Origin of the sequence: Nocardioides sp. NPDC092400, assembly GCF_040684155.1 — a bacterium.
Taxonomy (GTDB): Bacteria; Actinomycetota; Actinomycetes; order Propionibacteriales; family Nocardioidaceae; genus Nocardioides.
In genome coordinates this window covers 479,481-504,386 of the sequence record NZ_JBFBFJ010000002.1, presented here as the reverse complement: position 1 = coordinate 504,386, position 24,906 = coordinate 479,481, and the positions used below count along the sequence as shown (strand labels likewise).

Below are 24,906 nucleotides of genomic sequence, written 5' to 3'. Positions count from 1 at the left end.
GTTCGACGGGGCGAGAACCCCGGAGGAGGAACCCGGCCATGGCCGCGTCCACGCGTATCTGCCTGCTCTCCACGTCCGACACCGACCTGCTGTCGGCCCGCGCGAGCGGCGCGGACTACACCCTGGCGAACCCGTCCCGGCCCGGCCACCAGTCGATGGCCGAGACCATCGAGGGCGCCGACCTGGTCGTCGCCCGCATCCTCGGCGGGCCGCAGGACCTGTGCGGGGGGTTCCGGCGGATCCGGGAGACCGGGGTGCCGGTGGTGGTGCTCGGCGGGGAGCAGCAGCCGAGCGCGGAGCTGATGGAGCTGTCGACCGTGCCGATCGGCGTGGCCGCCGAGGCGCACCGCTACCTCGCCGAGGGCGGCCCGGACAACCTCGCCCAGCTGCACGCGTTCCTCTCCGACACCGTGCTGCTCACCGGCGAGGGCTTCGAGCCACCGGCGCAGATCCCGTCCTGGGGCCTCGCCGAGCGCCCGCAGGTGGCCGACCGGCCCGTCGACCCGTCCCTCCCCCGGGTGGGCGTCCTGTACTACCGGGCGCACCAGGCCAGCGGGAACACCGCCTTCGTCCACGCCCTGGCCGACGCGATCGACGCGACCGGCCGGGCCGTCGGGGTGCCCGTCTTCGCCGGGTCCCTGCGCAGCGCGCCCGACGAGCTGTTCGAGGCCCTCGGCGAGCTCGACGCCCTGGTCGTCACCGTGCTCGCGGCAGGCGGCAGCGTGCCGGCCTCGGCCAGCGCCGGGGGCGACGACGAGAGCTGGGACGTGGAGCGGATCGCCGCGCTCGACGTCCCCGTCCTGCAGGGGCTGTGCCTGACCAGCAGCCGGGCGGAGTGGGAGGCCAACGACGACGGGGTGACCCCGCTGGACTCGGCCAACCAGGTCGCGATCCCGGAGTTCGACGGCCGGATCATCACCGTGCCGTTCTCGTTCAAGGAGATCGACGCCGACGGGCTCCCCCGCTACGTCGCCGACCCCGAGCGCTGCCGCCGCGTCGCCGGCCTGGCGATCAACCACGCCCGGCTGCGCCACGTGCCCAACAGCGAGAAGAAGCTGGCGCTCGTGCTCTCGGCGTACCCCACCAAGCACGCGCGGATCGGCAACGCCGTCGGGCTCGACACCCCCGTCTCGACCGTCCGGCTGCTGCGCCGGCTGCGCGACGCCGGCTACGACCTCGGCGGCCCCGGCGCCGTCCCGGGGCTCGACCTCGAGGACGACACCGAGGCCGGCGACGCGCTCATCCACGCGATGATCGCCGCCGGCGGCCAGGACGAGGAGTGGCTGACCTCCGGCCAGCTCACCGACGCCCACGTGCGGATCACCCCCGAGCAGTACGCCGCGTGGACCGCCGACCTGCCGGCCGCGCTGCGCGACGGGATGGCCGAGGCCTGGGGCGAGGCGCCCGGCACCCTGTTCGTCAACGACGCCGGCGAGATCGTGCTGGCCACGCTCGTCGCCGGCAACGTCGTGCTGCTGATCCAGCCGCCGCGCGGCTTCGGGGAGAACCCCGTGGCGATCTACCACGACCCCGACCTCGCCCCCACCCACCACTACCTCGCGGCGTACCGCTGGCTCGAGGCGCCCGCGGCCGAGGGCGGCTTCGGCGCCCACGCCGTGGTGCACCTGGGCAAGCACGGGTCCCTGGAGTGGCTGCCGGGCAAGAACGCCGCGCTGTCCGCGGCCTGCGGCACCGACGCGGCGCTCGGCGACCTGCCGCTGTTCTACCCCTTCCTCGTCAACGACCCCGGGGAGGGCGCGCAGGCCAAGCGCCGCGCCCACGCCACGATCGTCGACCACCTCGTCCCGCCGATGGCGCGGGCGGAGTCCTACGGCGACATCGCCCGCCTCGAGCAGCTGCTCGACGAGCACGGCAACATCGCCGCGATGGACCCGGCCAAGCTCCCGGCGATCCGCGGGGAGATCTGGGCCCTCATGCGCGCCGCCGAGCTGCACCGCGACCTCGGCCTCGAGGAGCGGCCCGAGGACGACGACTTCGACGACTTCCTGCTGCACGTCGACGGCTGGCTCTGCGAGATCAAGGACGTCCAGATCCGCGACGGGCTCCACGTGCTGGGCCAGCCGCCGACCGGCGAGGCGCTGGTCAACCTGGTGCTGGCCATCCTGCGCGCCGCCCAGGTCTGGGGCGGCGTCGGGCACGCCGTCCCCGGCCTGCGGGCCGCGCTCGGGCTCACCGAGGGCGCCGGCACGGCCGAGGTGGACGCCTTCGAGGAGCAGGCCCGGGGCCTGGTCACCGCACTCGCCGGAGCCGGCTGGGACCCCGCCGCCGTCGACGGGCTGCACGAGGACGCCGACGTGCGCGCGGCGCTGCGGTTCGCCGCCACCGAGGTGGTTCCCCGACTCGCGGCCACGACCGACGAGATGGACACCCTGCTGCACGCGCTCGACGGCGGGTACGTCGCCGCCGGCCCGTCCGGCTCGCCGCTGCGCGGCCTGGTCAACGTGCTGCCGACGGGACGCAACTTCTACACCGTCGACCCCCGGGCGGTGCCGTCGCGGCTGGCCTGGCAGACCGGCCAGGCGATGGCCGAGTCGCTGGTGCAGCGCTACCTCGAGGAGACCGGGGAGCACCCGACCTCGGTCGGCCTCTCGGTGTGGGGCACCAGCGCGATGCGGACCTCCGGCGACGACGTCGCGGAGGTGCTGGCGCTGCTCGGCGTGCGGCCGGTGTGGGACGAGATGTCGCGGCGCGTCGGGGAGCTGGCGGTGATCGACCTCGAGGAGCTCGGCCGGCCCCGCATCGACGTCACGGTCCGGATCTCGGGGTTCTTCCGCGACGCCTTCCCCCACGTGGTCGCCATGCTCGACGACGCGGTGCGGATGGTCGCGGCCCTCGACGAGCCCGACGACGTCAACTTCGTCCGCGCGCACGCCCGGGCCGACCTCGCCGAGCACGGCGACGAGCGCCGGGCCACCACGCGGATCTTCGGCTCCAAGCCCGGGTCCTACGGCGCGGGCATCCTCCAGGTCGTCGAGTCCGGCAGCTGGCGCGACGACGCCGACCTGGCCGAGGTCTACACCGCGTGGGGCGGCTTCGCCTACGGCCGCGGCCTCGACGGTGCGCCGGCCGCCGACGACATGCGCACGGCGTACCGCCGGATCAAGGTGGCCGCCAAGAACGTCGACAGCACCGAGCACGACATCGCCGACTCCGACGACTACTTCCAGTACCACGGCGGGATGGTCGCCACCGTCCGCGCGCTGACCGGCGCGGACCCCAAGGCGTACGTCGGCGACTCCACCTCCCCCGACGCGGTGCGGACCCGCAGCCTGCAGGAGGAGACCAACCGCGTCTTCCGGGCCCGCGTGGTCAACCCGCGCTGGATCGCCGCGATGCAGCGGCACGGCTACAAGGGCGCCTTCGAGCTCGCCGCGACCGTGGACTACCTCTTCGGCTTCGACGCGACCGCCGGGGTGGTGCACGACTGGATGTACGAGTCGCTGGCCGCCTCCTACGTCCTCGACGAGACCAACCAGGACTTCCTGCGCCGCTCCAACCCGTGGGCGCTGCGCGGCATCGTCGAGCGCCTGCACGAGGCCGCCGACCGGGGCCTGTGGGAGGTGCCGGACCCCGAGACGCTCGCCTCCCTGCAGAAGGTCTACCTCGAGGTCGAGGGCGACCTCGAGGACGACGGCGCCGGCGAGGGCGCGGGCGCGGGCGGGCCGCGGTGACCCACGTCCACGTGGTGGGGATCGGCATGGGCCCCCACCACCTGACCCGCCAGGGCGCCCGGGCGCTGCGCGGTGCCGACTACGTGCTGGCCGCGCGCAAGAGCGGCGAGGACGAGCTGCTGGAGGTGCGCCGGCAGGTCTGCGCCGAGCTCGACCTCCCCCTGGTCGAGGTGACCGACCCCCGGCGCGACCGGGAGCGACCGCCGGACTACCCCGCCGCCGTGCGGGCGTGGCACGCCGACCGGGTCGGGCTGTACGCCGCGGAGCTGGCCGCCCGCGGCGGGACCGCGGCGTTCCTGGCGTGGGGCGACCCGTCGCTCTACGACTCCACGCTGCGGGTGGTCGAGCAGGCCGCCGAGCGGACGCCGCTGACCTGGGACGTGGTGCCGGGCATCAGCGCCCCGCAGGTGCTGGCCGCCCGGCACCGGGTGGTGCTGCACGACATCGGCCAGCCGGTGCACCTCACCACCGCGCGCCGGCTGGCCCAGGACGTCCTGGCCGGCCAGGAGAACCTCGTGGTGATGCTCGGCTCGGGCGCGAGCCTGGACGGGCTGGTCGCCCTGGCCGACTGGCGGATCTGGTGGGGCGCGAACCTCGGGGCCGTCGGCGAGCGCCTCGTCGCGGGCCAGGTCGGGGACGTGCTCGCCGACGTCCGGTCCGCCCGGGCCGAGGCGCGCCGGGAGGCCGGCTGGGTGATGGACGCCTACCTCCTGCGCGCGCCGGCCGAGCAGCCCGCACGGCCCGCGCGGTGAGCGGCCTGCTCGTCGCCGGCACGACGTCGGACGCCGGCAAGTCGGTCGTCACCACCGGCCTGTGCCGCGCGTTCGCCCGCCGCGGGGTCGCGGTGGCGCCGTACAAGGCCCAGAACATGTCCAACAACTCCATGGTGTGCCTCGACCGGGACGGCGCCCCGGCCGAGATCGGCCGCGCCCAGTGGGTGCAGGCGCTGGCCGCCCGGGTCGCCCCGGAGCCGGCGATGAACCCGGTGCTCCTCAAGCCCGGCTCGGACCGCCGCAGCCACGTCGTGGTGATGGGGCGACCGGCCGGGGAGGTGGCCGCGACCGACTTCGCGACCGGCCGCCGCCACCTCGCGGCGGCCGCGCACGCGGCGTACGACGACCTGGCCGCGCGGTTCGACGTCGTGGTCGCCGAGGGCGCCGGGAGCCCGGCGGAGGTCAACCTGCGCGCGAGCGACTACGTCAACCTCGGGCTGGCCCGGCACGCCGACCTGCCGGTGGTCGTCGTGGGCGACATCGACCGCGGCGGGCTGTTCGCCGCGATGCTCGGGACCCTGGCGGTGCTCGACCCGGCCGACCAGGCGCTGGTGGCGGGGTTCGTGGTCAACAAGTTCCGCGGCGACCTCGGCCTGCTGCGGCCCGGGCTGGAGCGGCTCGTAGAGCTGACCGGGCGCCCGGTCCACGGCGTGCTGCCCTGGCACCCCGACCTGTGGCTGGACTCCGAGGACGCCCTCGACCTCGAGGGTCGCCGTGCGGGCGGGGCGGCCCGCGTCCGGGTCGCGGTGGTGCGGCTCCCGCGGATCAGCAACTTCACCGACGTCGACGCGCTCGGGCTGGAGCCGGACCTCGACGTCGTCTTCGCCTCCGACCCGCGCGACCTGGCCGACGCCCACCTCGTCGTGCTGCCCGGCACCCGTGCCACGCTGGCCGACCTGGCCTGGCTGCGGGACCGCGGCCTCGACGTGGCCCTCGAGCGGCACGTCCGCGCCGGGCGGCCGCTGCTGGGGATCTGCGGCGGCTTCCAGATGCTCGGCATCGAGGTCCTCGACCCCGACGGCGTCGAGGGCCCGGCCGGGGCGCGCGCCGCCGGGCTCGGGCTGCTCCCGGTGCGCACCACCTTCGCCCGCGACAAGGTCCTCCGGCTGCCGGCCGGCGCGGCCCTCGGGGCCGCCACGAGCGGCTACGAGATCCACCACGGGCGCGTCGCGCGCGACGACGGTGCGGAGGAGTTCCTCGGCGGCGCCCGGTCCGGGCGCGTCCTGGGGACGATGTGGCACGGCAGCCTGGAGGGGGACGACTTCCGGGCGGCGCTCCTCGCCGACCTCGTCGGGGTCGAGCCGTCCGGGGTGTCCTTCGCCGCCGCCCGCGAGCACCGCATGGAGCTGCTGGCCGACCTCGTCGAGGAGCACCTCGACGTCGACGTGCTGCTGGACCTCGCCCGGCACGGGGCGCCGGCCGACCTGCCCACGCTCACCCTCGGCCTGGACGGGTCGAGCCGGTGAGGGTGCTGCTGCTCGGGGGCACCGGCGAGGCCCGCGAGCTGGCCCGGGTGCTCGTCGACGCCGGGGTGGACGTGACGTCCTCGCTGGCCGGCCGGGTGGCGCGGCCCCGGCTGCCGGTCGGCCCGGTGCGGATCGGCGGCTTCGGCGGGGTGGACGGCCTGCGCGTCGCGCTGGCGGCGTACGACGTGGTCGTCGACGCGACCCACCCCTTCGCCCGCGGGATCAGCGCCAACGCCGTCGCGGCGTGCGCCGCGGAGTCCGTGCCGCTGCTGCGGCTGGAGCGACCCGGCTGGGAGCGGGACCCGGCCTGGCACGTCGTCGACACCCACGACGGGGCCGCCGCGCGGGCGGCGGCGCTCGGCGCCCGGCCGTTCCTGACCGTCGGCCGCCAGGAGCTGGCCCGCTTCGTGCCCGACCTCGGCCCGCTGGCCGTGCTCGCCCGGGTCGTGGACCCGCCCGACCTCGAGCTGCCCGCGGCCTGGCGCCTGCTCGCCAGCCGGGGGCCGTACACGCTCGACGGCGAGCTCGCGGTCATGCGCGAGCACGGCTCCGACGTGTTGGTGACCAAGGACTCCGGCGGCTCCCACACCTGGCCCAAGCTGCAGGCCGCCGCCCACCTGGGCGTGCCGGTCGTCGTGGTCGCGCGCCCCGCGCCGGACCCGCGGACGCCGGTCGTGGACGCCGCGGGACCGGCCCTGGCGTGGGTGCTCGCCCAGCCGGCCCGACCCGCCGCGGACCGTGCCGGTGGCGCCGACGCCACGGTGGTACGTTCCGCGTGCCGTGGTGCACGGGAAGCCGGTGCAAGACCGGCGCGGCCCTCGCCACTGTGAGCGCGGAGTCCCGCGACCTCACTGACACCCCAGGTGTCAGGACCACTGGGCGCAAGCCTGGGAAGGTCGGTCGTCGGACGTCGATGCGCGAGCCAGGAGACCGGCCACGGCGCTTCACCTCCACGAGGGTTCCTGGAAGAGAGCACCACCGATGATCCGTCGTACCGTCCTGCCCACCCGACCCCCCGCGGCCCTGCTCGCAGCGGCCGTCCTCACCACCGGGCTGCTGTCCGGTTGCACCGGCGCACCGGCCGCCGAGCCGGCCCCGCCCGGGGCCGCCGACCGCCCGGTCACCGTCACCAGCTGTGGCCACGAGGTCACCGTCACCGAGCCGCCGAGCGAGGTGGTCACCCTCAACCAGGGCGCCACCGAGGTCGTGCTGGCCCTCGGCCTGGCCGACCAGCTCGCCGGCACCGCCTACCTCGACGACGCCGTGCCACCGCGGTGGCGGGCGGCGTACGACGCGGTGCCGGTGCTGTCGGCGGAGTACCCCACGAACGAGCAGCTGCTGGCCGCCGGTCCGGACTTCGTCTACGCGTCCTACGCCAGCGCCTTCGAGCCCGCCGTCGCCGGCAGCCAGGAGGACCTCGCCGCCGCAGGCGTGGGCTCCTACCTCTCGCCCTTCGGCTGCCCGGAGGCCGGCGACCGGCCGGGGGCGTCGTTCGAGGCGGTCTGGGGCGAGGTCGAGGACGTCGCGACCGCGCTGGGCCACCCCGAGGCGGCCGACCGGCTCCGGGCGGAGCAGGAGGACCGGCTCGCCGACCTCGAGGAGGAGGCGGCCGGCTCGGGCCTGGACGTCGTGTGGTGGGACGGCGGCACCCGGTCGCCGAACGTGGGCGCCGGCGAGGGCGGGCCGCAGCTGGTGCTCGACGCGGTCGGCGCGGACAACGTCTTCGGCGACCTCGACGGCTCCTGGGCCGAGGGCAGCTGGGAGGACGTGCTGGCGGCCGACCCCGACGTCATCGTGCTCGTCGACGCCGCCTGGGACCCCGCCGCGGACAAGCGGGCCTACCTGGAGTCCGACCCGGTGCTGAGCCGGCTGACCGCGGTCCGGGAGCGGCACTACGCCGTGGTGCCGTTCTCGGAGTCGACCGCCGGGGTCCGGCTGGTCGACGGCGCCGCGTCGCTCGCCGACCAGCTCGGCGAGCTCGGGCTGGCTGGGTGAGCCTGCGGAGCGCTCGCGGCCGGGGCGGCCGGGGCCTCCTGGCGCTCGGTGCGCTGCTGGTCCTGCTCGGCAGCTGCGCGGTCGCGCTGGGCGTCGGCTCGGTCGACGTGCCGGTCACCCGGGTGCTGGCGGTGCTGGCGCGCCGGGCGGGGCTGGGCGAGCTCGACGTGAGCCTGCTGGAGGACCAGCTGGTCTGGCAGCTGCGGCTGCCGCGGGTCCTGGGCGCGGTCGCGGTCGGCGCCGTGCTCGCCTCGTGCGGCGCGGTGCTGCAGTCGCTGACCCGCAACGACCTGGCCGACCCGTTCCTGCTCGGCGTCTCCAGCGGCGCCGGGGTGGGGGCGGTCAGCGTGATCGTCCTGGGCCTGGGCGTGGGCGGGCTCGCCGCCGGCGCCGTGCTCCCGGCCGCGGCGTTCGCGGGCGCGCTGGCCGCGCTCGCGGCCGTCCTGCTGGTCGCCTCGGCCGGCGGCGGCGCGCTCCGCCCGCACCGGACGGTGCTGGCGGGGGTCGCGGTCGCGCACCTGTGCGGGGCCTACACCTCGGTCGTCGTGATCATGCACGGCCAGGGCGACACGGCCCGCCGGGTGCTCGCCTGGACCCTCGGCTCGCTCGCGGGGCTGCGCTGGAGCAGCGCGCTGGTCCTCGCCGCGGCCGCCCTGGTGGCGCTGGTGTGGTTCCTGGCCTACGCCGAGCGGCTCGACGCCTTCGCGTTCGGCGAGACGTCCGCGCGCTCCCTGGGCGTCCCGGTGACCGCGACCCGGTGGGTGCTGATGGTGGGCACCGCCCTGGTCACCGCCACGACCGTGGCGTACGCCGGGGCGATCGGCTTCGTGGGCCTGGTCGTGCCGCACCTGGTGCGACCGCTCGTCGGCTCCCGGCACCGCGACCTGCTCCCGGCCTCGGCGGTCGCGGGTGCGGTGCTGCTGGTCTGGGCCGACACCGCCGCGCGCTCGCTGGTCGACGGGCAGGAGGTGCCGATCGGGGCGCTGACCGCGCTCATCGGCGTCCCCGTCCTGGTCTGGCTGATGGCGAGGAGGACCACCGCATGACCCACCGCTCGAACTGCGTCCACCGCGGCGCCCACGGCGAGCTGGCCGACCTCACGGCCGAAGGCGTCACCGTCCGGCTCGGCGACCGCACCGTCCTCGACGGCGTGGGCCTGCGGGCCGAGGGCGGCCGGCTGACCGGGCTGCTCGGGCCCAACGGCTCGGGCAAGACCACCCTGCTGCACGTGCTGGCCGGGCTGCGGCGCCCCGCCGCCGGGACCGTGCGGGTCGGCGGCACCGACCTGCGCGGGCTCCCCGACCGCCGGCGGGCCCGCACCGTCGCCCTGGTGGAGCAGCACGCCGCCACCACCGTCGACCTGACCGTCCGCGAGGTCGTCACCCTGGGCCGGCTGCCGCACCGCGGCCGGCTGGGCGGCGCCGCGCGCGACCCGCACGGGGCGGACGTCGTCGAGGACGTGCTGGGGATGGTCGGGCTCACCTCGCTGGCCGAGCGGCCCTGGGCGACGCTGTCCGGCGGCGAGCGGCAGCGGGCGCACCTGGGGCGCACCCTCGCCCAGGAGCCGGAGGTCCTGCTGCTCGACGAGCCCACCAACCACCTGGACCTCGGCCAGCAGCTGCGGTTCCTCTCCCTGGTCCGCGAGCTCGGGCTCACCGCGGTCGCGGCGCTGCACGACCTCGAGCTGGCCGCCGCCTTCTGCGACGACGTGGTGGTGCTCGACGGCGGCCGCGTCCGCGGCCACGGCCCGGTCGGGTCCGCCCTGACCGCCCCGCTGCTGGGCGAGGTGTACGGCGTCCGGGCGTCGCTCGCCCCGCACCCCCGGCTCTCCCGCCAGCACCTGGTGTGGGACGGCCCCGTGGAGGAGGCCCCGTGACGGCGTTCGTCCTCGTCGGCACCTCGCCGGGCGACCCGGCCCGGCGCAGGGAGCTGCTCGGCCTCGCCCGCCGCGTGGGAGCCGAGCTGGCCTTCCTGCAGCTCGGCTCGCCGGGCCTCGGCACCACGCTCACGCGGCTCGCCGACGACGGCGCGACCCGCGTGGTCGTGGTGGGGGTCGGCGGCGCGACGGGCCCCGGGGTGTCGTGGCTGCGCCGGGTCGCGGCGCACTGGTGGGCGACGTACGGCGCCGGCGCGCCCGAGCTGCTGACCGCCCCGGCGTACCTCACCGACGAGACGGGCTGGGACGACCTCGTCTCCCGGGCGAGGCCGGTCACCGACGGCGGCGCCGGGCTGCGGTCCGGGGCCTGGGAGGACGTCCCGCGGCACCGCCACCAGGTGCTCGTCTGCCGCGGTCCGCGGTGCACCGCGGCGGGTGCCGAGGCGTCCGCGGGCGCGCTGGTGCTGGCGCTGGCCGAGCACGGCCTCGGCGACGACGACGTGCTGCTCACCCAGACCGGCTGCCAGTTCCCGTGCAACCGGGCGCCCGTCGTCACGGTCCACCCCGACGACGTCTGGTACGGCGCCGTCGACCCGGCCGGGGCCGCGGCCCTCGTCGCGGAGCACCTGGTGGGCGGGACGCCGGTCGAACGGCTCCGTCTTCGGCGAGTGACGAGCCGGGACGACCGCCCATGAGTCACGATGGTCACATGATTGAAAGGTTTCACGCCGTGCACCCTGCGGTCACCGCTGCCCTCGGCCCGGCGCTCGGCCTCGACGAGGCGGTCCTCTCCGAGGTGCTCTCGGCGTTCGAGGTCCGCCACCTCGACCGCCACGACCGGCTCTTCGAGCAGGGGGAGCCGGGCCGCAGCCTGTGCCTGGTGCAGGAGGGCAGCCTCAAGCTGACCCGCACGACCGCCACCGGCCGGCCGAACATCCTGGCCGTCCTCGGCCCCGGCGACACCGTCGGCGAGATGTCCCTGCTCGACGGCAGCGATCGGCACGGCACCGTCACCGCGCTCACCGCGTCGGTGGTGCTCGAGCTGTCCCAGGCACGGTTCGACCGCTGGCTCATCGAGCAGCCGGCGGCCGCCCCGCTGCTGCTGCGCCACCTCGGCCGGCGGCTGCGCGCCTCCAACGACGTGATCTCCGACCTCGTCTTCGCCGACGTGCCCACCCGCGTGGCGCGGTTGATCCTCAAGCTCGCCGAGCAGTTCGGCGTCGAGGACGACCGCCGTGTCGTGGTCGTCGAGCACCAGCTCACCCAGGAGGAGCTCGCCCAGCTCGTCGGCTCGGCCCGCGAGACGGTCAACAAGGCGCTGTCGAACCTCGCCGGCCGCGGGTGGATCGAGCTGGGCCGCCGGTCGATCGCGATCCTGGACGGCGACCGCCTGCGGCGCTTCGCCCGCTGAGGCCCGCGCCCGCTGGGACGCGGCCCGGCCGGGCGCCGTCACCTCCCCGACGCGCGCGCTTCACCCCCCGCTCACCGCACGCCCCACCCACCGCCGCCGGAGCCTCCTAGGTTCGCCCGGACCGGCGAGGGGAGGGCGCATGACACGCAGGACGAGGTCGACCGTCGAGCGCGGCGGCGCCCGGGTGCTGTCGGTGTACGACGGCTTCTTCACCGGTGGTGCGCGCATCCAGCACACCACCGTGGTGACCGGCCTGCACGCCACGACGCAGCAGCGGCACAGCGTGCTGGGGCTCGCCCGGACCACGACGCGGGAGGGCACCACCCAGACGGCCGACCGGGACGGCAGCTGGCGGCGCCTCGCCGGCGCGGGTGTCCCCGTCGGGGCGCTCGACCGGGCCTCGGGCTCGGCCCTGCGGCGCCACCACCTGGCCGCGCTCGGGCGGGCCGTGGGCGCGGCCGACCTGGTCCTGTCGCTGAAGGAGCAGCCGCTCGCGGCGCTGCGCCGGATCGACACCGCCGGCACCCCGGTCGTCGTCTCCCTGCACCGCTCGGACCCCGAGCACCACGAGGCGGCCGTGACCGACCTCGTGGACCTGGTCGACCGCGGGACCGTCGCCGCCGCCGTCTGCTGCGCCCGGTCCACCCAGCGCGCGTACCACGCCGCGACCGGCATCCCGCTGGCCCAGCTCCCGGTCGTCCCCAACGGTGTGGACCTGCAGCGGTTCCGGCCCTCGGCCTGCGAGCGCCGCGACGTGCGCCGCGAGCTCGGCATCGACCCCGCCGCACCCGTCGTCCTCCTCTCGGCCCGCTTCGACCCGATGAAGGACGTCCCGCTCTTCCTGCGGGCGGCCGCCGCGTTCGCGCGCCGCCGCCCCGACGCCCACGTGGTGCTCTGCGGTGCCGGCATGTCGGCGGCCAACCCGGAGCTGGCCGGCCTGGTCTCCGCGACGCTGCGCGGCTGGTCGGGCGCCCAGGACCGGGTGCACCTGCTGGGGATCCGCGCCGACATGCCGCGGCTGCACAACGCCGCCGACCTGGTCGCGCTGACCAGCGCGTACGGCGAGGCGGCGCCGCTCTCGCTCCTCGAGGCCATGGCCAGCGGCACGGTGCCGGTCACCACCGACGTCGGCGACGCCGCGGCCATGGTCGGCGACGCGCGGCTGGTCACCGGCCGCGAGCCCGGGGCGGTCGCGCTCGCGTGGGAGGCGGCCCTCGACGCGCGGGAGGAGCACCTGGCCCGCATCCTGCGGGACCGGCCGGGGCTCTCCGAGCGCCACTGCGTCGACGCGTACGCCGCGATCGTCGAGCGGCACGCGCTGCACGACGTCCTGCCCACCGCGGTCTGAGCTGAGCCGGGCCCGGGGCGTGGACCGACCCTCCGGCGCCCGCGCCGTCGTCTTGGGCCTGGCCGCCGTCGCGGCCGTCGTGGCAGCGGTCGTCGAGGCCTGCTGGTCGCCGGCGTTCGTCGACCTGTCGGTCTACCGGTTCGGCGGCGCGCAGGTGGCCCGCGGGGAGGACGTGTACGCCGGCCCCGACCCCGCCAGCGGGCTGCCGTTCACCTACCCGCCGTTCGCGGCGCTGCTCTTCCTGCCGCTCGCGGCGCTCCCCTCGCCCCTCGCCGCCGGCCTGCTCACGGGCGCGTCGGTGGCGGCGCTGGGCTGGACGGTCCGGCTGCTCGCGCCGCGGCTGGGCCCCGCCGCCCTGGCGCTGCTGCTGGTCGGGCTGCTGCTGCTCGAGCCGGTCGAGCAGACGCTGTCCTTCGGGCAGGTCAACCTGCTGCTGATGGCGCTCGTCGTGGCGGCCGTGCTCGAGCCGGACCGGGCCCGCAGTCCCTGGCTGCTCGGGGTCGCGGCCGGCGTCAAGCTCACGCCCCTCGTCCTCGTCGTCCACCTCGCCCTGACCGGCCGCGTGCGCGAGGCCGGGACGTCGCTGGCGGCGTTCGCCGGCACCGTGCTGGTCGGCGTGGTCCTGCTCCCCGCGCAGGCGGCGGACTTCTGGACCGCGGCCGTCTGGGACTCCGGCCGGGTCGGCGGCGTCGCCTTCGTCAGCAACCAGTCGGTCAACGGGCTGCTGGCCCGTCTCGGCGACGGGGACCCGCCCACCGTGCTCTGGCTGGTGGTGGCCGGCGCGGCGTCGCTCGCGGCGCTGGCCTGCGCCGTCGGCTGGCACCGGCGCGGGCACCCGCGCCTCGGGCTGGCGCTCGCCGGCGTCTCGATGCTCCTGGCCTCGCCGATCTCCTGGAGCCACCACTGGGTGTGGGTGGTCGTCGTGGTCGTCGCCCTGCCCCGCACCGCGCCGCTGGTCGTGGCCGCCTTCGCGTCCCGGCTGCTGTGGTGGCCCCCGCACCGCGACGACCGGGAGCTCGGGTGGGGCCCCGTCGAGCAGCTCGCCGGGAACAGCTACCTCCTGCTCGCGCTGGTGCTCGTGCTCGGCTCGGCGGCGGCCCTGGTCCGCGACCGCGCGGGCCGGTCCGGCCCCTCAGCGCCACAGCCGCAGCAGCGCCCAGGTCCAGAAGACGACGGTGAGGGTCCCCAGGACCACCACCGTGACGACGCTGCCGCTCACGGCACCCCATCCTGACCGCCCCGGGCCACGGGCACGGCACGGTCCGGAGGACCGCGGGCGTGCAGCCGGCGAACACCCGGCGGCCCGGGCCGGCGGGCGCACCTATCGTCGGGGCCGTGGGGACGGGTGGTCCGGAGCGACGCGAGCGGGCGGGGAGGGGAGCGCTGCGCGCGCTCGCCGAGCGCCTCCTGGTGGCGCACACCGGCGCGACCGGCGTCGTCCGGCTGTGCCCGCACTGCGGCGGCGGAGACCACGGCCAGCCGGTGCTGACCGGCGCCGGCCCGCTCCCCCGCGTCTCGATCGGGTACGCCGACGGCCTGGTGGCCGTGGCGTGGAGCCGCGAGGGGCCGGTCGGGGTCGACGTGGAGGCCGACGGCCCGCCGGTCGGGGCGTACGGCGACCGTCGGTCGTGGACGCGGACCGAGGCGCTGCTCAAGCACGCCGGCACGGGCCTGGCCCACGACCCGCGCGACGGCCTGCCGGCCGGCGTGCCGACGTACGACCTGGCGGTGCCGGAGGGCTACGTGGGGACCGTCGCGGGTCGCGGTGTCAGCTGGCGCCTGGCCGGTCCGGCAGCGGCGGGAGAGCAGGTTCGTCGAGCCACGACCGGAACAGGCCGCCGAGGTCCTGCCCGGTGACCTCGCCGGCCAGGGCGACCAGCTCGGTGGTGGTGACCGACCCGCCGCGGTGCCGCTCGCACCAGGTGCGCAGCAGCTCGAAGAACGACTCGTCGCCCACGGTCAGCCGCAGGGCGTGCAGGGTGAGCGCGCCGCGCTTGTAGACGCGGTCGTCGAACATCGTCCCCGGCCCCGGGTCGGAGAGCACGAGGTCCTGGTCGGACTCGGCGAGGCGCTCGTGGTGGGAGCGGGCGTGCACGTCGGCGGGGTCGCCGCCGGACCGCTCCGACCACAGCCACTCCGCGTAGCAGGCGAAGCCCTCGTGCAGCCAGATGTCGCGCCAGCGCGCGAGCGTGACCGCGTTGCCGAACCACTGGTGCGCCAGCTCGTGGGCGACCAGCCGGACCGAGCGCCAGTCGGGGTCGAGGAAGTTCGCGCCGAAGGTGGAGAGCCCCTGCGCCTCGAGCGGGATCTCCAGGTCGTCGGCGGTGACGACGGAGGTGTACGCCGCGAACGGGTAGGGCCCGAACAGCTCCTCGAAGGCCGCGACCATCTCCGCCTGCCGGCCGAACCCGGCGGCGAACGCCTCGTCGCCGGTGTCGGTCCCTTCCGGCACCGCGGCGCGGACCGGCACCCGGGCGCCGTCGAGCTCGTGGACGTCGTACCGCCCGACCTGCACGGTGGCGAGGTACGTCGCCATCGGCTCGCGCTGCTCGTGCACCCACCGCAGGCTGGAGCCCTGCCGGGCGCGCTCGGTCCGCTCGCCGTTGGCGACCACGACGTACCCCGGCTCGGTGGTCACCGCGATGCGGTACGTCGCCTTGTCGTCGGGCCGGTCGTTGCAGGGGAACCACGTCGGGGCGCCGTGCGGCTGGCCGGCCACGATCACGCCGTCCTCCAGCTCCTCCCAGCCGGCGTCGCCGTGTACGTCGTCGACGAGCGGTCGGGGCGTGCCGGCGTACTTCACGACGACCCGCAGCTCCGTCCCCGCCGCGAGCGGCTCGGCGAGCGAGACGACCAGGCGGCTGCCGCGGGTGGTCCACCGCTTCGGGCTGCGGCCGTTGACGGTCACCTTGTCGACGTCGAGGCCGGCGAGGTCGAGGACCAGGCGGTCGAGCCCGTCGGTCACCGCGACGGCGTCGATGGTGGCCCGGCCGCGGAGCCGGTTGGGCGCGAGGTCGTAGTCGAGGTCAAGGTCGTAGTGGCGGGCGCTCCAGGCGGGGTCGCCGTGGCCGGGGACGTAGTCGTCGGCGGTGGGCAGGCCGTGCTGTCCGGGCAGCTTCACCTCTCCGCCGTCCAGGGGCCGATCGGGTTGCCGATCCAGGTGGTCTTGTCCGGCACGGACTCGCCCCTCATCACCAACGACACGGGGCCGACCGTAGCGTGGCGGCCCAGCGTCGCCGCGGGGAGGATGACGCTGTTCGGGCCCAGGGTCGCGCCCCGCAGGAGGGTCACCGTGTCGGTGCTGAGCATCCGGTCGTGGAACAGGTGGGTCTGCACCACGCTGCCGGCGTTGACGGTGGCGCCGTCGCGGAGGTCGACGAGGTCGGCCTCGGGCAGCCAGTAGGTCTCGCACCACACCCCCCGACCGATCCGCGCGCCCATCGTGCGGAACCACGCGGTCAGCAGCGGGGTGCCGACCGCCGCCCGGGCGAACCAGGGGGCGGCGAGCACCTCGACGAAGGTGTCGGCCAGCTCGTTGCGCCACACGAACGAGCTCCACAGGGGGTGCGCCCCCGGGCGGGTCCGGCCCACGAGGACCCACTTGGCGGCGGTGGTGACCGCGGCGGCGACCAGGCCGCCGACCGCGAGGATCGGTCCGGCGAGGAGGAGCGCCGCGAGCACGCCCCACCGGTCGAGCAGCGCCACCAGCGCCACCGCGACCACGAGGGTCAGCGCCACCGCGAGGACCACCGGGACCAGGCGGCACAGCTCGACGGCGGCCCGCGCCACGAGCAGCCGGGTGGGCGGCTCGTAGGTGCGCCCGCTGTCGGTGTCCTGTGCGACCCGGCGCAGCGGGGCGGGCGGGCTGCCGAGCCAGGACTCGCCCGACCGGGCGCGGGCCCGGCGCGGTGCGGCGGAGAGCACCGCCACCAGGGACGCCTTGGGCACCTTCCGGCCGGGCGCGGCCATGCCGGAGTTGCCGACGAAGGCGCGCTTGCCGATCTTCACCCGCTCCACCCGCAGCCAGCCGCCGCCCAGCTCGTAGCCCCCGATGAGGGTGTCGTCGGCCAGGAACGCCTGGTCGTTGACCTGGGTCAGCGAGGGCACCAGCAGCACCGTCGAGGCCTCGACGTGCCGACCGATCCGTGCCCCGAGCGCCCGCAGCCAGACCGGCGTGAGCAGCGAGGAGTAGAGGGGGAAGAGCCAGGTGCGCGCCTCGTCGAGCACCCGCACCGTCGTCCACACCGCCAGCGCGGGTCCGCTGCGGACCGGGTGGACGCCGGGCCGGACGGCGAGCGCGGCCAGGCGGACGACCAGCCACACCAGGGCGGCGAGGACCACCAGGCCGACCAGGGTGGCGAGCGGCACCCAGGGCAGCAGGCCCGCGAGCGCGGCGCGCGGGCCGTCGTACGACGCGGGGCCCAGGGCCAGCAGCACGGCCCCGCCCGCGGCGACCGCCGCCACCGGCAGCAGCGCCAGCAGCGCCGCCACGGCGGCGTACGCCGCGACCCAGGCGCGGGAGGTCGCCGGCCGGCCCGACCACGGGCCGCGGGCGGCCTCGCTGACCCGCGCGGCGGGCGCACCGGACCAGAACTCGCCGTCCGGCACGGCCCCGAGGACCGCCGAGCCGGGCGCGACCTCGGCGGCCCGCCCGACCTCGGCGCCGGGGCACAGCGTCGAGCGCGCGCCGACCTTGGCCCGGGCGCCCACGGAGACCGCGCCGAGGTGCACGACGTCGCCGTCGACCCACCACCCCCGCAGGTCGACCTCCGGCTCGACCGAGCAGCCCCTGCCGAGCCGGAGCAGCCCGGTGACCGGCGGGAGGGAGTGCAGGTCGACGTCGCGGCCGACGTCGGCGCCCAGCAGCCGGGCGTACCAGGTCATCGCCGGTGCGCCCGCCAGCCCGGTCGCGCCCAGCTCGTCCGCGGCCCGCTCGGCCAACCACAGGCGCAGGTGGACCTTGCCGCCGCGCGGGTGGTCGCCGGGGCCGACGCCCGCGAGCACGAGCCGGGCGGTGCCGGCCGCGAGCAGCATCCGGCCGGGCGGGCTGAGGAACAGCAGCCACCCGAGCAGGACGAGCGGCCACGCGGGCAGCGGCAGGCCGTCGACGCCGAGCAGGGCGGCGACGTGGCAGCCGATCGCCGCCCAGGTCAGCCAGCGGGGGCCGGCGAGCATCCGCAGGGCGACCGTCGCGACGACCTGTCCGGACTGGGTCTTCAGCGGCACGGCCGGGACCGTGCGGTCGCTGGTGGCGCCGGGTGCGGCGAGCCCGTCGAGGTAGCCGGCGAGCGCGCCGAGGGTCGGCCGCTCGTAGATGTCGCCGACCGCGACCTCGGGGTGCCGGGCCCGGAGCCGCGAGACCATCTGCGCGGCGGTCAGGCTGCCTCCGCCGAGGTCGAAGAAGTCGTCGCCGCGGCCGGTCGCGCCCGCCCCGAGCACCTCCCGCCACAGCTCGGAGACCCACGACTCGGTCGCGGTCAGCCCGGCGGTCGGCGCCTCGGCCGCCGCGGGCAGCGGCCAGGGCAGCGCGTCGCGGTCGACCTTGCCCGACGTGCGGGTGGGCAGCGTGTCGACCACCGCGAGGCGCGGGACGAGGGCGGCCGGGAGCGCCCGGCGCAGCTGGTCGAGCGCGGCCGCCTGGTCGAAGGTCGCGTCGACGGCGACGTACCCGACGAGCAGCTGGTTGCCGGCGGAGGTACGGCGCACCGCGGCCGCCGCGCCGGAGACCCCGGGCAGCCCCAGCAGGGCGCTGTCGACCTCGCCCAGCTCGATCCGGCGGCCGCCCAGCTTCACCTGGTCGTCGGCGCGGCCGCCGAAGAGCAGCCCCTCGGGGTCGAAGACGACCAGGTCGCCCGAGCGGTAGGCGCGGTCCCACCCCAGCGTCGGCATCGCGGCGTACTTCTCGGCGTCCTTGGCCGGGTCGAGGTACCGCGCCAGCCCGACGCCGCCGATGATCAGCTCCCCGGTCTCCCCCGGGGCGACGTGCCGCCCCTCGGCGTCGACGACCGCGAGGTCCCAGCCGGCCAGCGGGAGACCGATCCGCACCGGCCCCTCGCCGGTCAGCTCCGCGCCGCACGCCACCACGGTGGCCTCGGTCGGCCCGTAGGTGTTCCACACCTCCCGGCCCGGCGCGACCAGGCGGGCGGCGAGCTCCGGCGGGCAGGCCTCGCCGCCCATGATCAGCAGGCGCACCTGCGCGAGCGCCTCCGCCGGCCAGAGCGCGACCAGGGTGGGCACCGTCGAGACCACCGTGACCGCGTTGGCCACCAGCCACGGACCGACGTCCACCCCGCTGCGGACCAGCGCGCGGGGTGCGGGCACCAGGCACGCGCCGTACCGCCAGGCCAGCCACATCTCCTCGCAGCTGGCGTCGAAGGCGACCGACAGGCCGGCCATCACCCGGTCGCCGACACCCAGCGGCGCGTCCTGCAGGAACAGCGTCGACTCGGCGTCCACGAACGCCGCCGCGCTGCGGTGGGAGACCGCGACGCCCTTCGGGGTGCCGGTCGAGCCCGAGGTGAAGATGACCCACGCGTCGTCGGAGAGCCCGGGCTCCTCCACCGCGCGCGGGACCTGCGCAGCCACCGGGCGCCGCGCGACGACCGCGAGCCCGTTGCCGACCACCGCCGCGACGTCGGCCTCGCCGAAGACCAGGCGGGCCCGCTCGTCAGGGTCGTCGGCGTCGACAGGGACGTACGCCGCGCCGGCCAGCAGGATGCCCAGGATCGCGACGTACAGGTCGGTGGTGCCCGAGCTGACCCGCACGCCGACCTTGTCGCCCGGCCCGACCCCCAGCTCCGCCAGCCGCGCCGCGAGGGCGTCCGCGGACTCCTCGAGCTCGGCGTAGGTGAGCACCTCGTTGCCGGTGTCGACGGCGGGGTCGTCGGCCGCCTGGGCGACCGTCGACCGGAAGACGTCGACGAGCGTGCGCGGCGTGGGCGCCTCCGCGCCTCGGCGCAGCGGCAGCGTGAGATCGGTGAGCACGGGCGAACGCTGTCCGGGACAGGTGAACGGGAGGTGTCCGTGTCCACCGCCGGCCCCCCGCCGGCGGGGCGCCGCATCGGCGCGCGGCCCACGGTTCACCCGATCGGCACCCGCCGTTCCCCCTCCCGGACACCCGGCGGCGGCAGCGTGGACGCGCTGCGGCGGCCTCCCACGTCGCAGCCCCACTCGGAAGGATCGCCATGCACGAGCACGAGCACGACCACGGGCACGACCACGGGCACTCGCACTCCCACGAGGTCGACGACGTCACCGCCGTCGCCGCGGACACCTCGGTCCCCGACCACGACCTCACCCCCGCCGAGCTGTCGCGCCGCGGCCTGCTCCGGGCGGCCGGCATCAGCGGGGCCGCCGTCGCCGGCATGGCCGGCATGCGCGGCGTCACCCCGGCGATGGCCGCACCCGCGGCCGCGCCCGCCCGCGGCGGGAAGCCCGGGCCGGCCGCGCCGCGCCACTGGCTCGCCGGCGACCACCACATCCACACGCAGTACTCCTCCGACGGCCAATACCGCGTCATCGACCAGGCGCAGCACGCCGCGGCGTACGGCCTGGACTGGCTGGTCATCACCGACCACGGCGGCGCGACCCACGCCCGGATCGGCGTCGACCTGGTCAACCCCGACATCAAGGCGGCCCGCGAGGAGCTCCCGGGCACCCTCATCTTCCAGGGCCTGGAGTGGAACATCCCCGCCGCCGAGCACGGCACCGTCTTCGTGGCCCCCGGGCCGAACGAGGTCGCGGTGCTCAAGCAGTTCGAGAACGCCTACGACGGCTCGGTCAAGGGCGCCTCGGGCAGCTCGCCGGCCAACGAGGCGCTCGCCGTCGCCGGCGTGCAGTGGCTCGGCCAGCAGGTCGACCGCAAGCGGGTCGCCGACGCGCTCTTCCTGGCCAACCACCCGGCCCGCAACGGCATCGACAGCCCCCACGAGATCCGCGCCTGGCGCGACGCCGACCCGCGCATCGCGATCGGCTTCGAGGGCGCACCCGGCCACCAGGCCGCCGGCCTGCCGAAGGGGTACGGCCCCGGCTCGGCCCGCGGCTACTACGGCAACGCGCCCGGCGCGGCGTCGTTCGCGGGCTACCCGCCCGAGAGCTACCGCACCTGGGGCGGCTTCGACTGGATGACCGCCACCGTCGGCGGGCTCTGGGACTCCCTCCTCGCCGAGGGCAAGCCGTGGTCGATCACGGCGAACTCCGACTCCCACGTCAACTGGACCGACACCTCGCGCCGCCCCGACGGGTCGGGCTCGGAGCAGTTCAACCGCGACGGTCGGTACGGCGACCCGGTCTACGCGGGCCGGATCAACCTCGACGCCGGCGACTTCTGGCCCGGCTTCTACAGCCGCACCCACGTCGGCGCGGCCTCCCGCGACTACCGCGCGGTCATGCGCGGCATGCGCGACGGCCGGATCTGGGTCGACCATGGCGGCCTGGTGAAGTCCGTCGACGTCACGGTCCGCAGCACCGGTGGCCGCGGACGGGACCGGAACGCCTCCGAGACGCTCGGCGGCACGCTGCTGGCCAGCCGCGGCAGCCGGCTCGAGCTCGTCGTGCGGATCACCGCGCAGGACGTGCCCAACTGGTCGCAGTTCGTCCCCTCGCTGAACCGCGTCGACGTCGTCCGCGGCCGGGTCGAGACCCCGTCCCGGTCCGCCGACCGGGACCGGTTCACCGCGCCGGACACGAAGGTCGTCGCGCAGACCGACACCTCCGGCCGCACCGGCACCTACACGCTGACCTACGACCTCGGCCGGGCGGAGGAGCCGTTCTACGTCCGCCTGCGCGGCACCGACGGCAACCGCTCGCAGCCGGGCTACCTCGGCGCCGCGGTCGACCCGGCCGGCCCGCAGATCGACGTGGTCGGCGACGCCGACCCGTGGGTGGACCTGTGGTTCTACACCAACCCGATCTGGGTCGTGCCGACCCGGTGACGACCACCCCCGACGTGCCGGCGTCCACGGTCCTGGTGGCCGTGGACGCCGGCACGCGCGACCACGCCGGCGCCGAGCACGTCGTCCACCTGCTCGACGGGCTGCTGCCGGCCGGCGACGCGACGTACGTCGCCAGCACGCACGTGGTCGCCACCGACGACGGCCCGCACACGGCCGTCGCCGCGACCTGGTCCGGTGCCGCGGCCAGCGGCCCCCACGCCGCCGGCGAGCTGGTCGGGCTGCTGGCCGCGGCCGTCGGCGAGCGGGCGGGCGTGCTCGTGGTCGCGGCCGGCGACGAGGCCGTCGCCGGCCCGGCCGCGGCGCTCGCCGGTGCTCGGGCGGCCGCCGGGCAGCACGTCGACCGGGCCGCGGGCCGGCTGGTGCGCTTCGCCGGCCGGGCGGAGGTCGAGCGGCCCTGCACCGTCGCCGACGTCGTCGCGCTCGACGCCGTGGACGCCGTCGAGGCCCTCGCCGGCACCGACGTCCGGCCCGAGACCCCGCTCGACCTCGGCGAGTGGGCGCGGCCGACCTGGCGGGCCGGGCGGTCGGTGCTGCTCGTGCAGCCCGGACGGGGCGGGCTCGTGCCGTTCGAGTCGCGCCACCAGATCGCCTGCTGCGCCGACCACTGAGCCACCCTCCACGGGAGCCGATAAGTCGGCGCCGTCCGCCGGGTCGGTGCCACCATGACGCGCTACTTCATCTCCTTCGACGACGGCGCCATGACCTTCCCCGAGGAGGACCTGCCGGCAGTGTCCGACGCCTCGCACGCCGTCGTCGAGGAGGCGAGGGCGGCCGGGGTGTGGGTGACCGGCGGCGGGATCGGTGAGGACCGGGTGAGCGTCGTCGACACCGACGGCACCGTCCGGGAGGACCCCTACCCGGCGGACCACCGCCGCGTCGGCGGCTTCTGCGTGCTCGAGGTGGCCTCCCGCGAGGAGGCGCTGCACTGGGCTGCGAGACTCGCGGCTGCCTGCCGCTGCCCCCAGGACGTGCGGGCGCTCATCGACGACCCGGCCGCCTGACCACCCCGGCCGGGCTGCGGACAGGAGACACCACGCCCGTGCCCCTCACCTCGCCGCCGCCCGCCGCCGACGAGCAGGAGCGCGCCCGCGTCCAGCGCCGGACCCTGCGCGCCGTCGTCCTCGCCCAGGTGCTGGGCGGCGCCGGCCTCGCCGCGGGCGTGACCGTCGGGGCGCTGCTGGCCCAGGAGATGCTCGGCACCGAGGGGCTGGCCGGGCTGCCGACGGCGCTGTTCACGCTGGGCTCCGCGCTCACGGCGTACCTCGTCGGGCGGGTCAGCCAGCGCGCCGGCCGCCGGGTCGGGCTCGGGCTCGGCTTCCTCGCCGGTGGCGCCGGCGCGGCCGGGGTCGTGGTGGCCGCGGCGGTCGACAGCGTGCCGCTGCTGCTCGTCGCGCTGCTCGTGTACGGCGCCGGCACGGCGACCAACCTGCAGGCGCGGTACGCCGGCACGGACCTCGCGGCGCCCGCCGCCCGCGGGAAGGCGATCAGCGTCGCGCTCGTCTCCACGACGGTCGGCGCGGTCGCCGGTCCGAACCTCGTCGAGCCGCTGGGCGACCTCGCGACCGGGCTGGGGCTGCCGGCGCTCGCCGGGCCGTTCCTCCTGGCCGCCGTCGCCTACACCGCCGCCGGTGCTGCGCTCTTCGCCCTGCTCCGCCCGGACCCACTGCTCCTCGCCCGCCGCCTGGACGCGGCCACCGCCACCAGGTCCGTCGCCGCCGGCGCCACGGGCCCCGCGGCGCCGACCGGTCGTCCGCGGCCGGGACGCGGCGCGTACGTCGGCGCGACCGTCATGGTCCTGACCCAGGTCACGATGGTGGCGATCATGACGATGACGCCGGTGCACATGCGGCACCACCACCACGGGCTCGGCGACGTCGGGATGGTGATCGGCCTGCACATCGCCGCGATGTACCTCCCCTCCCCCCTCACCGGGCTGCTGGTGGATCGGCTGGGCCGCACGGCGGTCGCCGCCGCCTCCGGCGCCGTCCTGCTCGCCGCCGGCGTCACCGCCGCGGTGGCGCCCGGGGACTCGCTCCCGCTGACGGTCCTCGCGCTCGTGCTCCTCGGGCTGGGCTGGAACCTCGGCCTGATCTCCGGCACCGCGCTCGTCGTCGACGCGACGACGACCGCGGACCGACCGCGCGTGCAGGGCAGCATCGACGTCCTCGTCGCCCTCTCGGGTGCGGCCGGCGGCGTGCTGTCCGGCGTCGTCGTGGACGCCGCGGGCTTCGCGGCGCTGTCCCTCGGCGGCGGTGTCCTGGCGCTCGCGCTGGTGCCCGTGCTGGCCTGGGCCCGGCCGCGCGCAGCGGTCTGAACCGGCTCCCGCGAGTTCGTCACAACCCCTGCCGGCCGTCGTCGCACCGCCGCATCATGGGCGGGTCATGCCTGCCCCGCCCGAGCCCGCCGCCACCCACGCTCCGTGGCGGGTCGAGCGCGCCCGGCCGACCGACCGCGGGCTCGTCGCCCGGCTCGTCGAGGCGGTCGTCGCCGCGGACCCCACGGTCGCACCGTCGGTCGCCGACGGGACGCTGCGGGCAGCGCAGTGGCTGCAGCAGGAGCGACCCGCCTGGGAGGGCGTCGCGGTACTGGGGCCCGAGCCCCGCCGCGTCGTGGGGTACGTCGCCGCGCCGGCCGGTCCCCGGGCGGCCCCCCGCGTCCTGCTCCACCCGGACCACGGCGACCCCGCCCTCCGGGACGAGCTGGTCGCCGCCGCCCGTCGCGGCCTGGCCGAGGCGCGCCGCCGCCCGGCCGTCCCCGCGCCCGTGCCCCTGCCTCTGCCCCTGCCCGCGGACCGGCCGGCCATCTCCGCTGCTCCCCCCGCCCCACCGGGGCGACGCCGTCTCCGCGACCGGCTGACCGAGCCCGTGGGCGCCGTCGCGATCCTGGCCGGCGGCACCGCGGCGGTGCTCGCCGTCCAGGTCGGCGCCGGCCCGCTGTCCGACGTCGTGCCGTTCCTCCGTCCCGACCGGGAGGGGCCGGCCGCTGCTGCCGAGCCGTCCCCGGGGCCGCGGCCGGCACCGCCGACCCCGACCGAGCTGCCCCGGGCCGTCGCGCCGACGCCCGCGGCAGGACCGGCCGGCGCGCCCACCACCGGTGAGGCCACGCCGACGCCGCCGCCCGCAACCACCGCTCCACCTGCCCCGGCCGCCCCGTCCGTCGACCCGCCCGCACCAGCGGGTCCGCCGCCCCCGCGGCAGACACCGGAGCCCACCTCGGCCCTCGTCGACCCGCTGGTCACTGGGGTGCTGGGGGCCGTCGACGGCGCCACCGGCGGCGCGCTCGCTCCGGTCACGGCGACCGTCGGTGGGCTCGCCGGCACCACCACCGACGTCCTCGACGGCCTCCTGGGCCTGCTGGTGCCGCCGCGCTGAACGGCTGTGGTTGGCTGGTG

The 24,906-nt window shown here is 76.9% G+C and carries 18 protein-coding genes, 1 pseudogene and 1 riboswitch; of the genes and pseudogenes, 17 read left to right on the top strand and 2 right to left on the bottom strand.

From position 1 onward, the window contains the following. The first annotated feature begins 38 nt into the window (after positions 1–38). The 12 genes and pseudogenes from cobN (at position 39) to AB0N29_RS09845 (ending at position 14,418) form a co-directional block, all read left to right on the top strand. On the top strand, positions 39–3,692 hold the full coding sequence (gene cobN / locus AB0N29_RS09900) for a cobaltochelatase subunit CobN (protein ID WP_364866267.1): 3,654 nt from the start codon (positions 39–41) through the stop codon (positions 3,690–3,692). After that, complete coding sequence (gene cobF, locus AB0N29_RS09895; RefSeq protein WP_364866264.1) at positions 3,689–4,444, top strand: precorrin-6A synthase (deacetylating); 756 nt, start codon at positions 3,689–3,691, stop codon at positions 4,442–4,444. The genes cobN and cobF overlap by 4 nt, the downstream gene beginning before the upstream one ends. Continuing rightward, complete coding sequence (locus tag AB0N29_RS09890; RefSeq protein ID WP_364866262.1) at positions 4,441–5,931, top strand: cobyric acid synthase; 1,491 nt, start codon at positions 4,441–4,443, stop codon at positions 5,929–5,931. Before cobF ends, AB0N29_RS09890 begins: the two co-directional genes overlap by 4 nt. Continuing rightward, a pseudogene (locus AB0N29_RS09885) lies at positions 5,928–6,632 on the top strand (cobalt-precorrin-6A reductase); the annotation flags it as partial. The gene AB0N29_RS09890 and the pseudogene AB0N29_RS09885, both read left to right, overlap by 4 nt. 63 nt (positions 6,633–6,695) lie before the next feature. Beyond that, a riboswitch (cobalamin riboswitch) is annotated at positions 6,696–6,885 on the top strand. A 27-nt stretch (positions 6,886–6,912) separates the two neighbouring features. Further along, positions 6,913–7,926, top strand: a complete 1,014-nt coding sequence (locus tag AB0N29_RS09880) for an ABC transporter substrate-binding protein (RefSeq protein ID WP_364866259.1) — start codon at positions 6,913–6,915, stop codon at positions 7,924–7,926. 2 nt (positions 7,927–7,928) lie between these two features. Further along, entirely contained in the window at positions 7,929–8,972 is a 1,044-nt protein-coding gene (locus AB0N29_RS09875) for an iron chelate uptake ABC transporter family permease subunit (RefSeq protein WP_364866849.1), read from the top strand. Then, a complete protein-coding gene (locus AB0N29_RS09870; RefSeq protein WP_364866257.1) occupies positions 8,969–9,802 on the top strand; it encodes an ABC transporter ATP-binding protein in 834 nt (277 codons plus the stop codon). The genes AB0N29_RS09875 and AB0N29_RS09870 overlap by 4 nt, the downstream gene beginning before the upstream one ends. Continuing rightward, positions 9,799–10,497: a (2Fe-2S) ferredoxin domain-containing protein gene (locus AB0N29_RS09865; RefSeq protein ID WP_364866255.1), complete on the top strand. Its 699-nt coding sequence runs from the start codon at positions 9,799–9,801 to the stop codon at positions 10,495–10,497. The genes AB0N29_RS09870 and AB0N29_RS09865 overlap by 4 nt, the downstream gene beginning before the upstream one ends. Before the next feature lie 35 nt (positions 10,498–10,532). After that, the gene (locus AB0N29_RS09860; RefSeq protein ID WP_302269337.1) at positions 10,533–11,213 is read left to right on the top strand and encodes a Crp/Fnr family transcriptional regulator; all 681 of its coding nucleotides are present in this window, start codon (positions 10,533–10,535) and stop codon (positions 11,211–11,213) included. A 139-nt stretch (positions 11,214–11,352) separates the two neighbouring features. Then, positions 11,353–12,561, top strand: coding sequence for a glycosyltransferase (locus AB0N29_RS09855; RefSeq protein WP_364866252.1), 1,209 nt, complete (start codon positions 11,353–11,355; stop codon positions 12,559–12,561). A gap of 19 nt (positions 12,562–12,580) precedes the next feature. Further along, positions 12,581–13,795, top strand: coding sequence for a glycosyltransferase 87 family protein (locus tag AB0N29_RS09850; protein WP_364866250.1), 1,215 nt, complete (start codon positions 12,581–12,583; stop codon positions 13,793–13,795). 101 nt (positions 13,796–13,896) lie between these two features. Continuing rightward, the gene (locus AB0N29_RS09845; protein WP_364866248.1) at positions 13,897–14,418 is read left to right on the top strand and encodes a hypothetical protein; all 522 of its coding nucleotides are present in this window, start codon (positions 13,897–13,899) and stop codon (positions 14,416–14,418) included. On the opposite strand, the gene AB0N29_RS09840 is transcribed toward AB0N29_RS09845, so the two are convergent. Together AB0N29_RS09840 and AB0N29_RS09835 are read right to left on the bottom strand one after the other, a co-directional pair. After that, positions 14,330–15,682 carry a M1 family metallopeptidase gene (locus AB0N29_RS09840; protein WP_364866246.1) on the bottom strand — a complete coding sequence of 451 codons (1,353 nt, stop codon included), beginning with the start codon at positions 15,680–15,682 and terminating at the stop codon, positions 14,330–14,332. The genes AB0N29_RS09845 and AB0N29_RS09840 overlap by 89 nt on opposite strands. Then, positions 15,679–19,545 carry a Pls/PosA family non-ribosomal peptide synthetase gene (locus AB0N29_RS09835; RefSeq protein ID WP_364866244.1) on the bottom strand — a complete coding sequence of 1,289 codons (3,867 nt, stop codon included), beginning with the start codon at positions 19,543–19,545 and terminating at the stop codon, positions 15,679–15,681. The genes AB0N29_RS09840 and AB0N29_RS09835 overlap by 4 nt, the downstream gene beginning before the upstream one ends. A gap of 200 nt (positions 19,546–19,745) precedes the next feature. Between AB0N29_RS09835 and AB0N29_RS09830 the strand changes: the two genes are divergently transcribed. The 5 genes from AB0N29_RS09830 (at position 19,746) to AB0N29_RS09810 (ending at position 24,886) form a co-directional block, all read left to right on the top strand. After that, positions 19,746–21,494 carry a PHP domain-containing protein gene (locus tag AB0N29_RS09830; RefSeq protein WP_364866242.1) on the top strand — a complete coding sequence of 583 codons (1,749 nt, stop codon included), beginning with the start codon at positions 19,746–19,748 and terminating at the stop codon, positions 21,492–21,494. Continuing rightward, entirely contained in the window at positions 21,491–22,123 is a 633-nt protein-coding gene (locus tag AB0N29_RS09825) for a hypothetical protein (protein WP_364866240.1), read from the top strand. The genes AB0N29_RS09830 and AB0N29_RS09825 overlap by 4 nt, the downstream gene beginning before the upstream one ends. A 54-nt stretch (positions 22,124–22,177) precedes the next feature. Next, positions 22,178–22,516, top strand: coding sequence for a YciI family protein (locus AB0N29_RS09820; RefSeq protein ID WP_302269326.1), 339 nt, complete (start codon positions 22,178–22,180; stop codon positions 22,514–22,516). A 38-nt stretch (positions 22,517–22,554) separates the two neighbouring features. Then, positions 22,555–23,829, top strand: a complete 1,275-nt coding sequence (locus AB0N29_RS09815; protein ID WP_364866237.1) for an MFS transporter — start codon at positions 22,555–22,557, stop codon at positions 23,827–23,829. A 67-nt stretch (positions 23,830–23,896) separates the two neighbouring features. Beyond that, positions 23,897–24,886, top strand: coding sequence for a hypothetical protein (locus AB0N29_RS09810; RefSeq protein ID WP_364866235.1), 990 nt, complete (start codon positions 23,897–23,899; stop codon positions 24,884–24,886). Positions 24,887–24,906: the final 20 nt, after the last annotated feature.

Bases quoted from the DNA above. Each gene is read 5' to 3' on its own strand.
- AB0N29_RS09880 (WP_364866259.1), top strand. From the start codon at position 6,913: ATGATCCGTCGTACCGTCCTGCCCACCCGACCCCCCGCGGCCCTGCTC.
- AB0N29_RS09855 (WP_364866252.1), top strand. From the start codon at position 11,353: ATGACACGCAGGACGAGGTCGACCGTCGAGCGCGGCGGCGCCCGGGTG.
- AB0N29_RS09820 (WP_302269326.1), top strand. From the start codon at position 22,178: ATGACGCGCTACTTCATCTCCTTCGACGACGGCGCCATGACCTTCCCC.
- AB0N29_RS09830 (WP_364866242.1), top strand. From the start codon at position 19,746: ATGCACGAGCACGAGCACGACCACGGGCACGACCACGGGCACTCGCAC.
- cobN (WP_364866267.1), top strand. From the start codon at position 39: ATGGCCGCGTCCACGCGTATCTGCCTGCTCTCCACGTCCGACACCGAC.
- AB0N29_RS09810 (WP_364866235.1), top strand. From the start codon at position 23,897: ATGCCTGCCCCGCCCGAGCCCGCCGCCACCCACGCTCCGTGGCGGGTC.
- AB0N29_RS09870 (WP_364866257.1), top strand. From the start codon at position 8,969: ATGACCCACCGCTCGAACTGCGTCCACCGCGGCGCCCACGGCGAGCTG.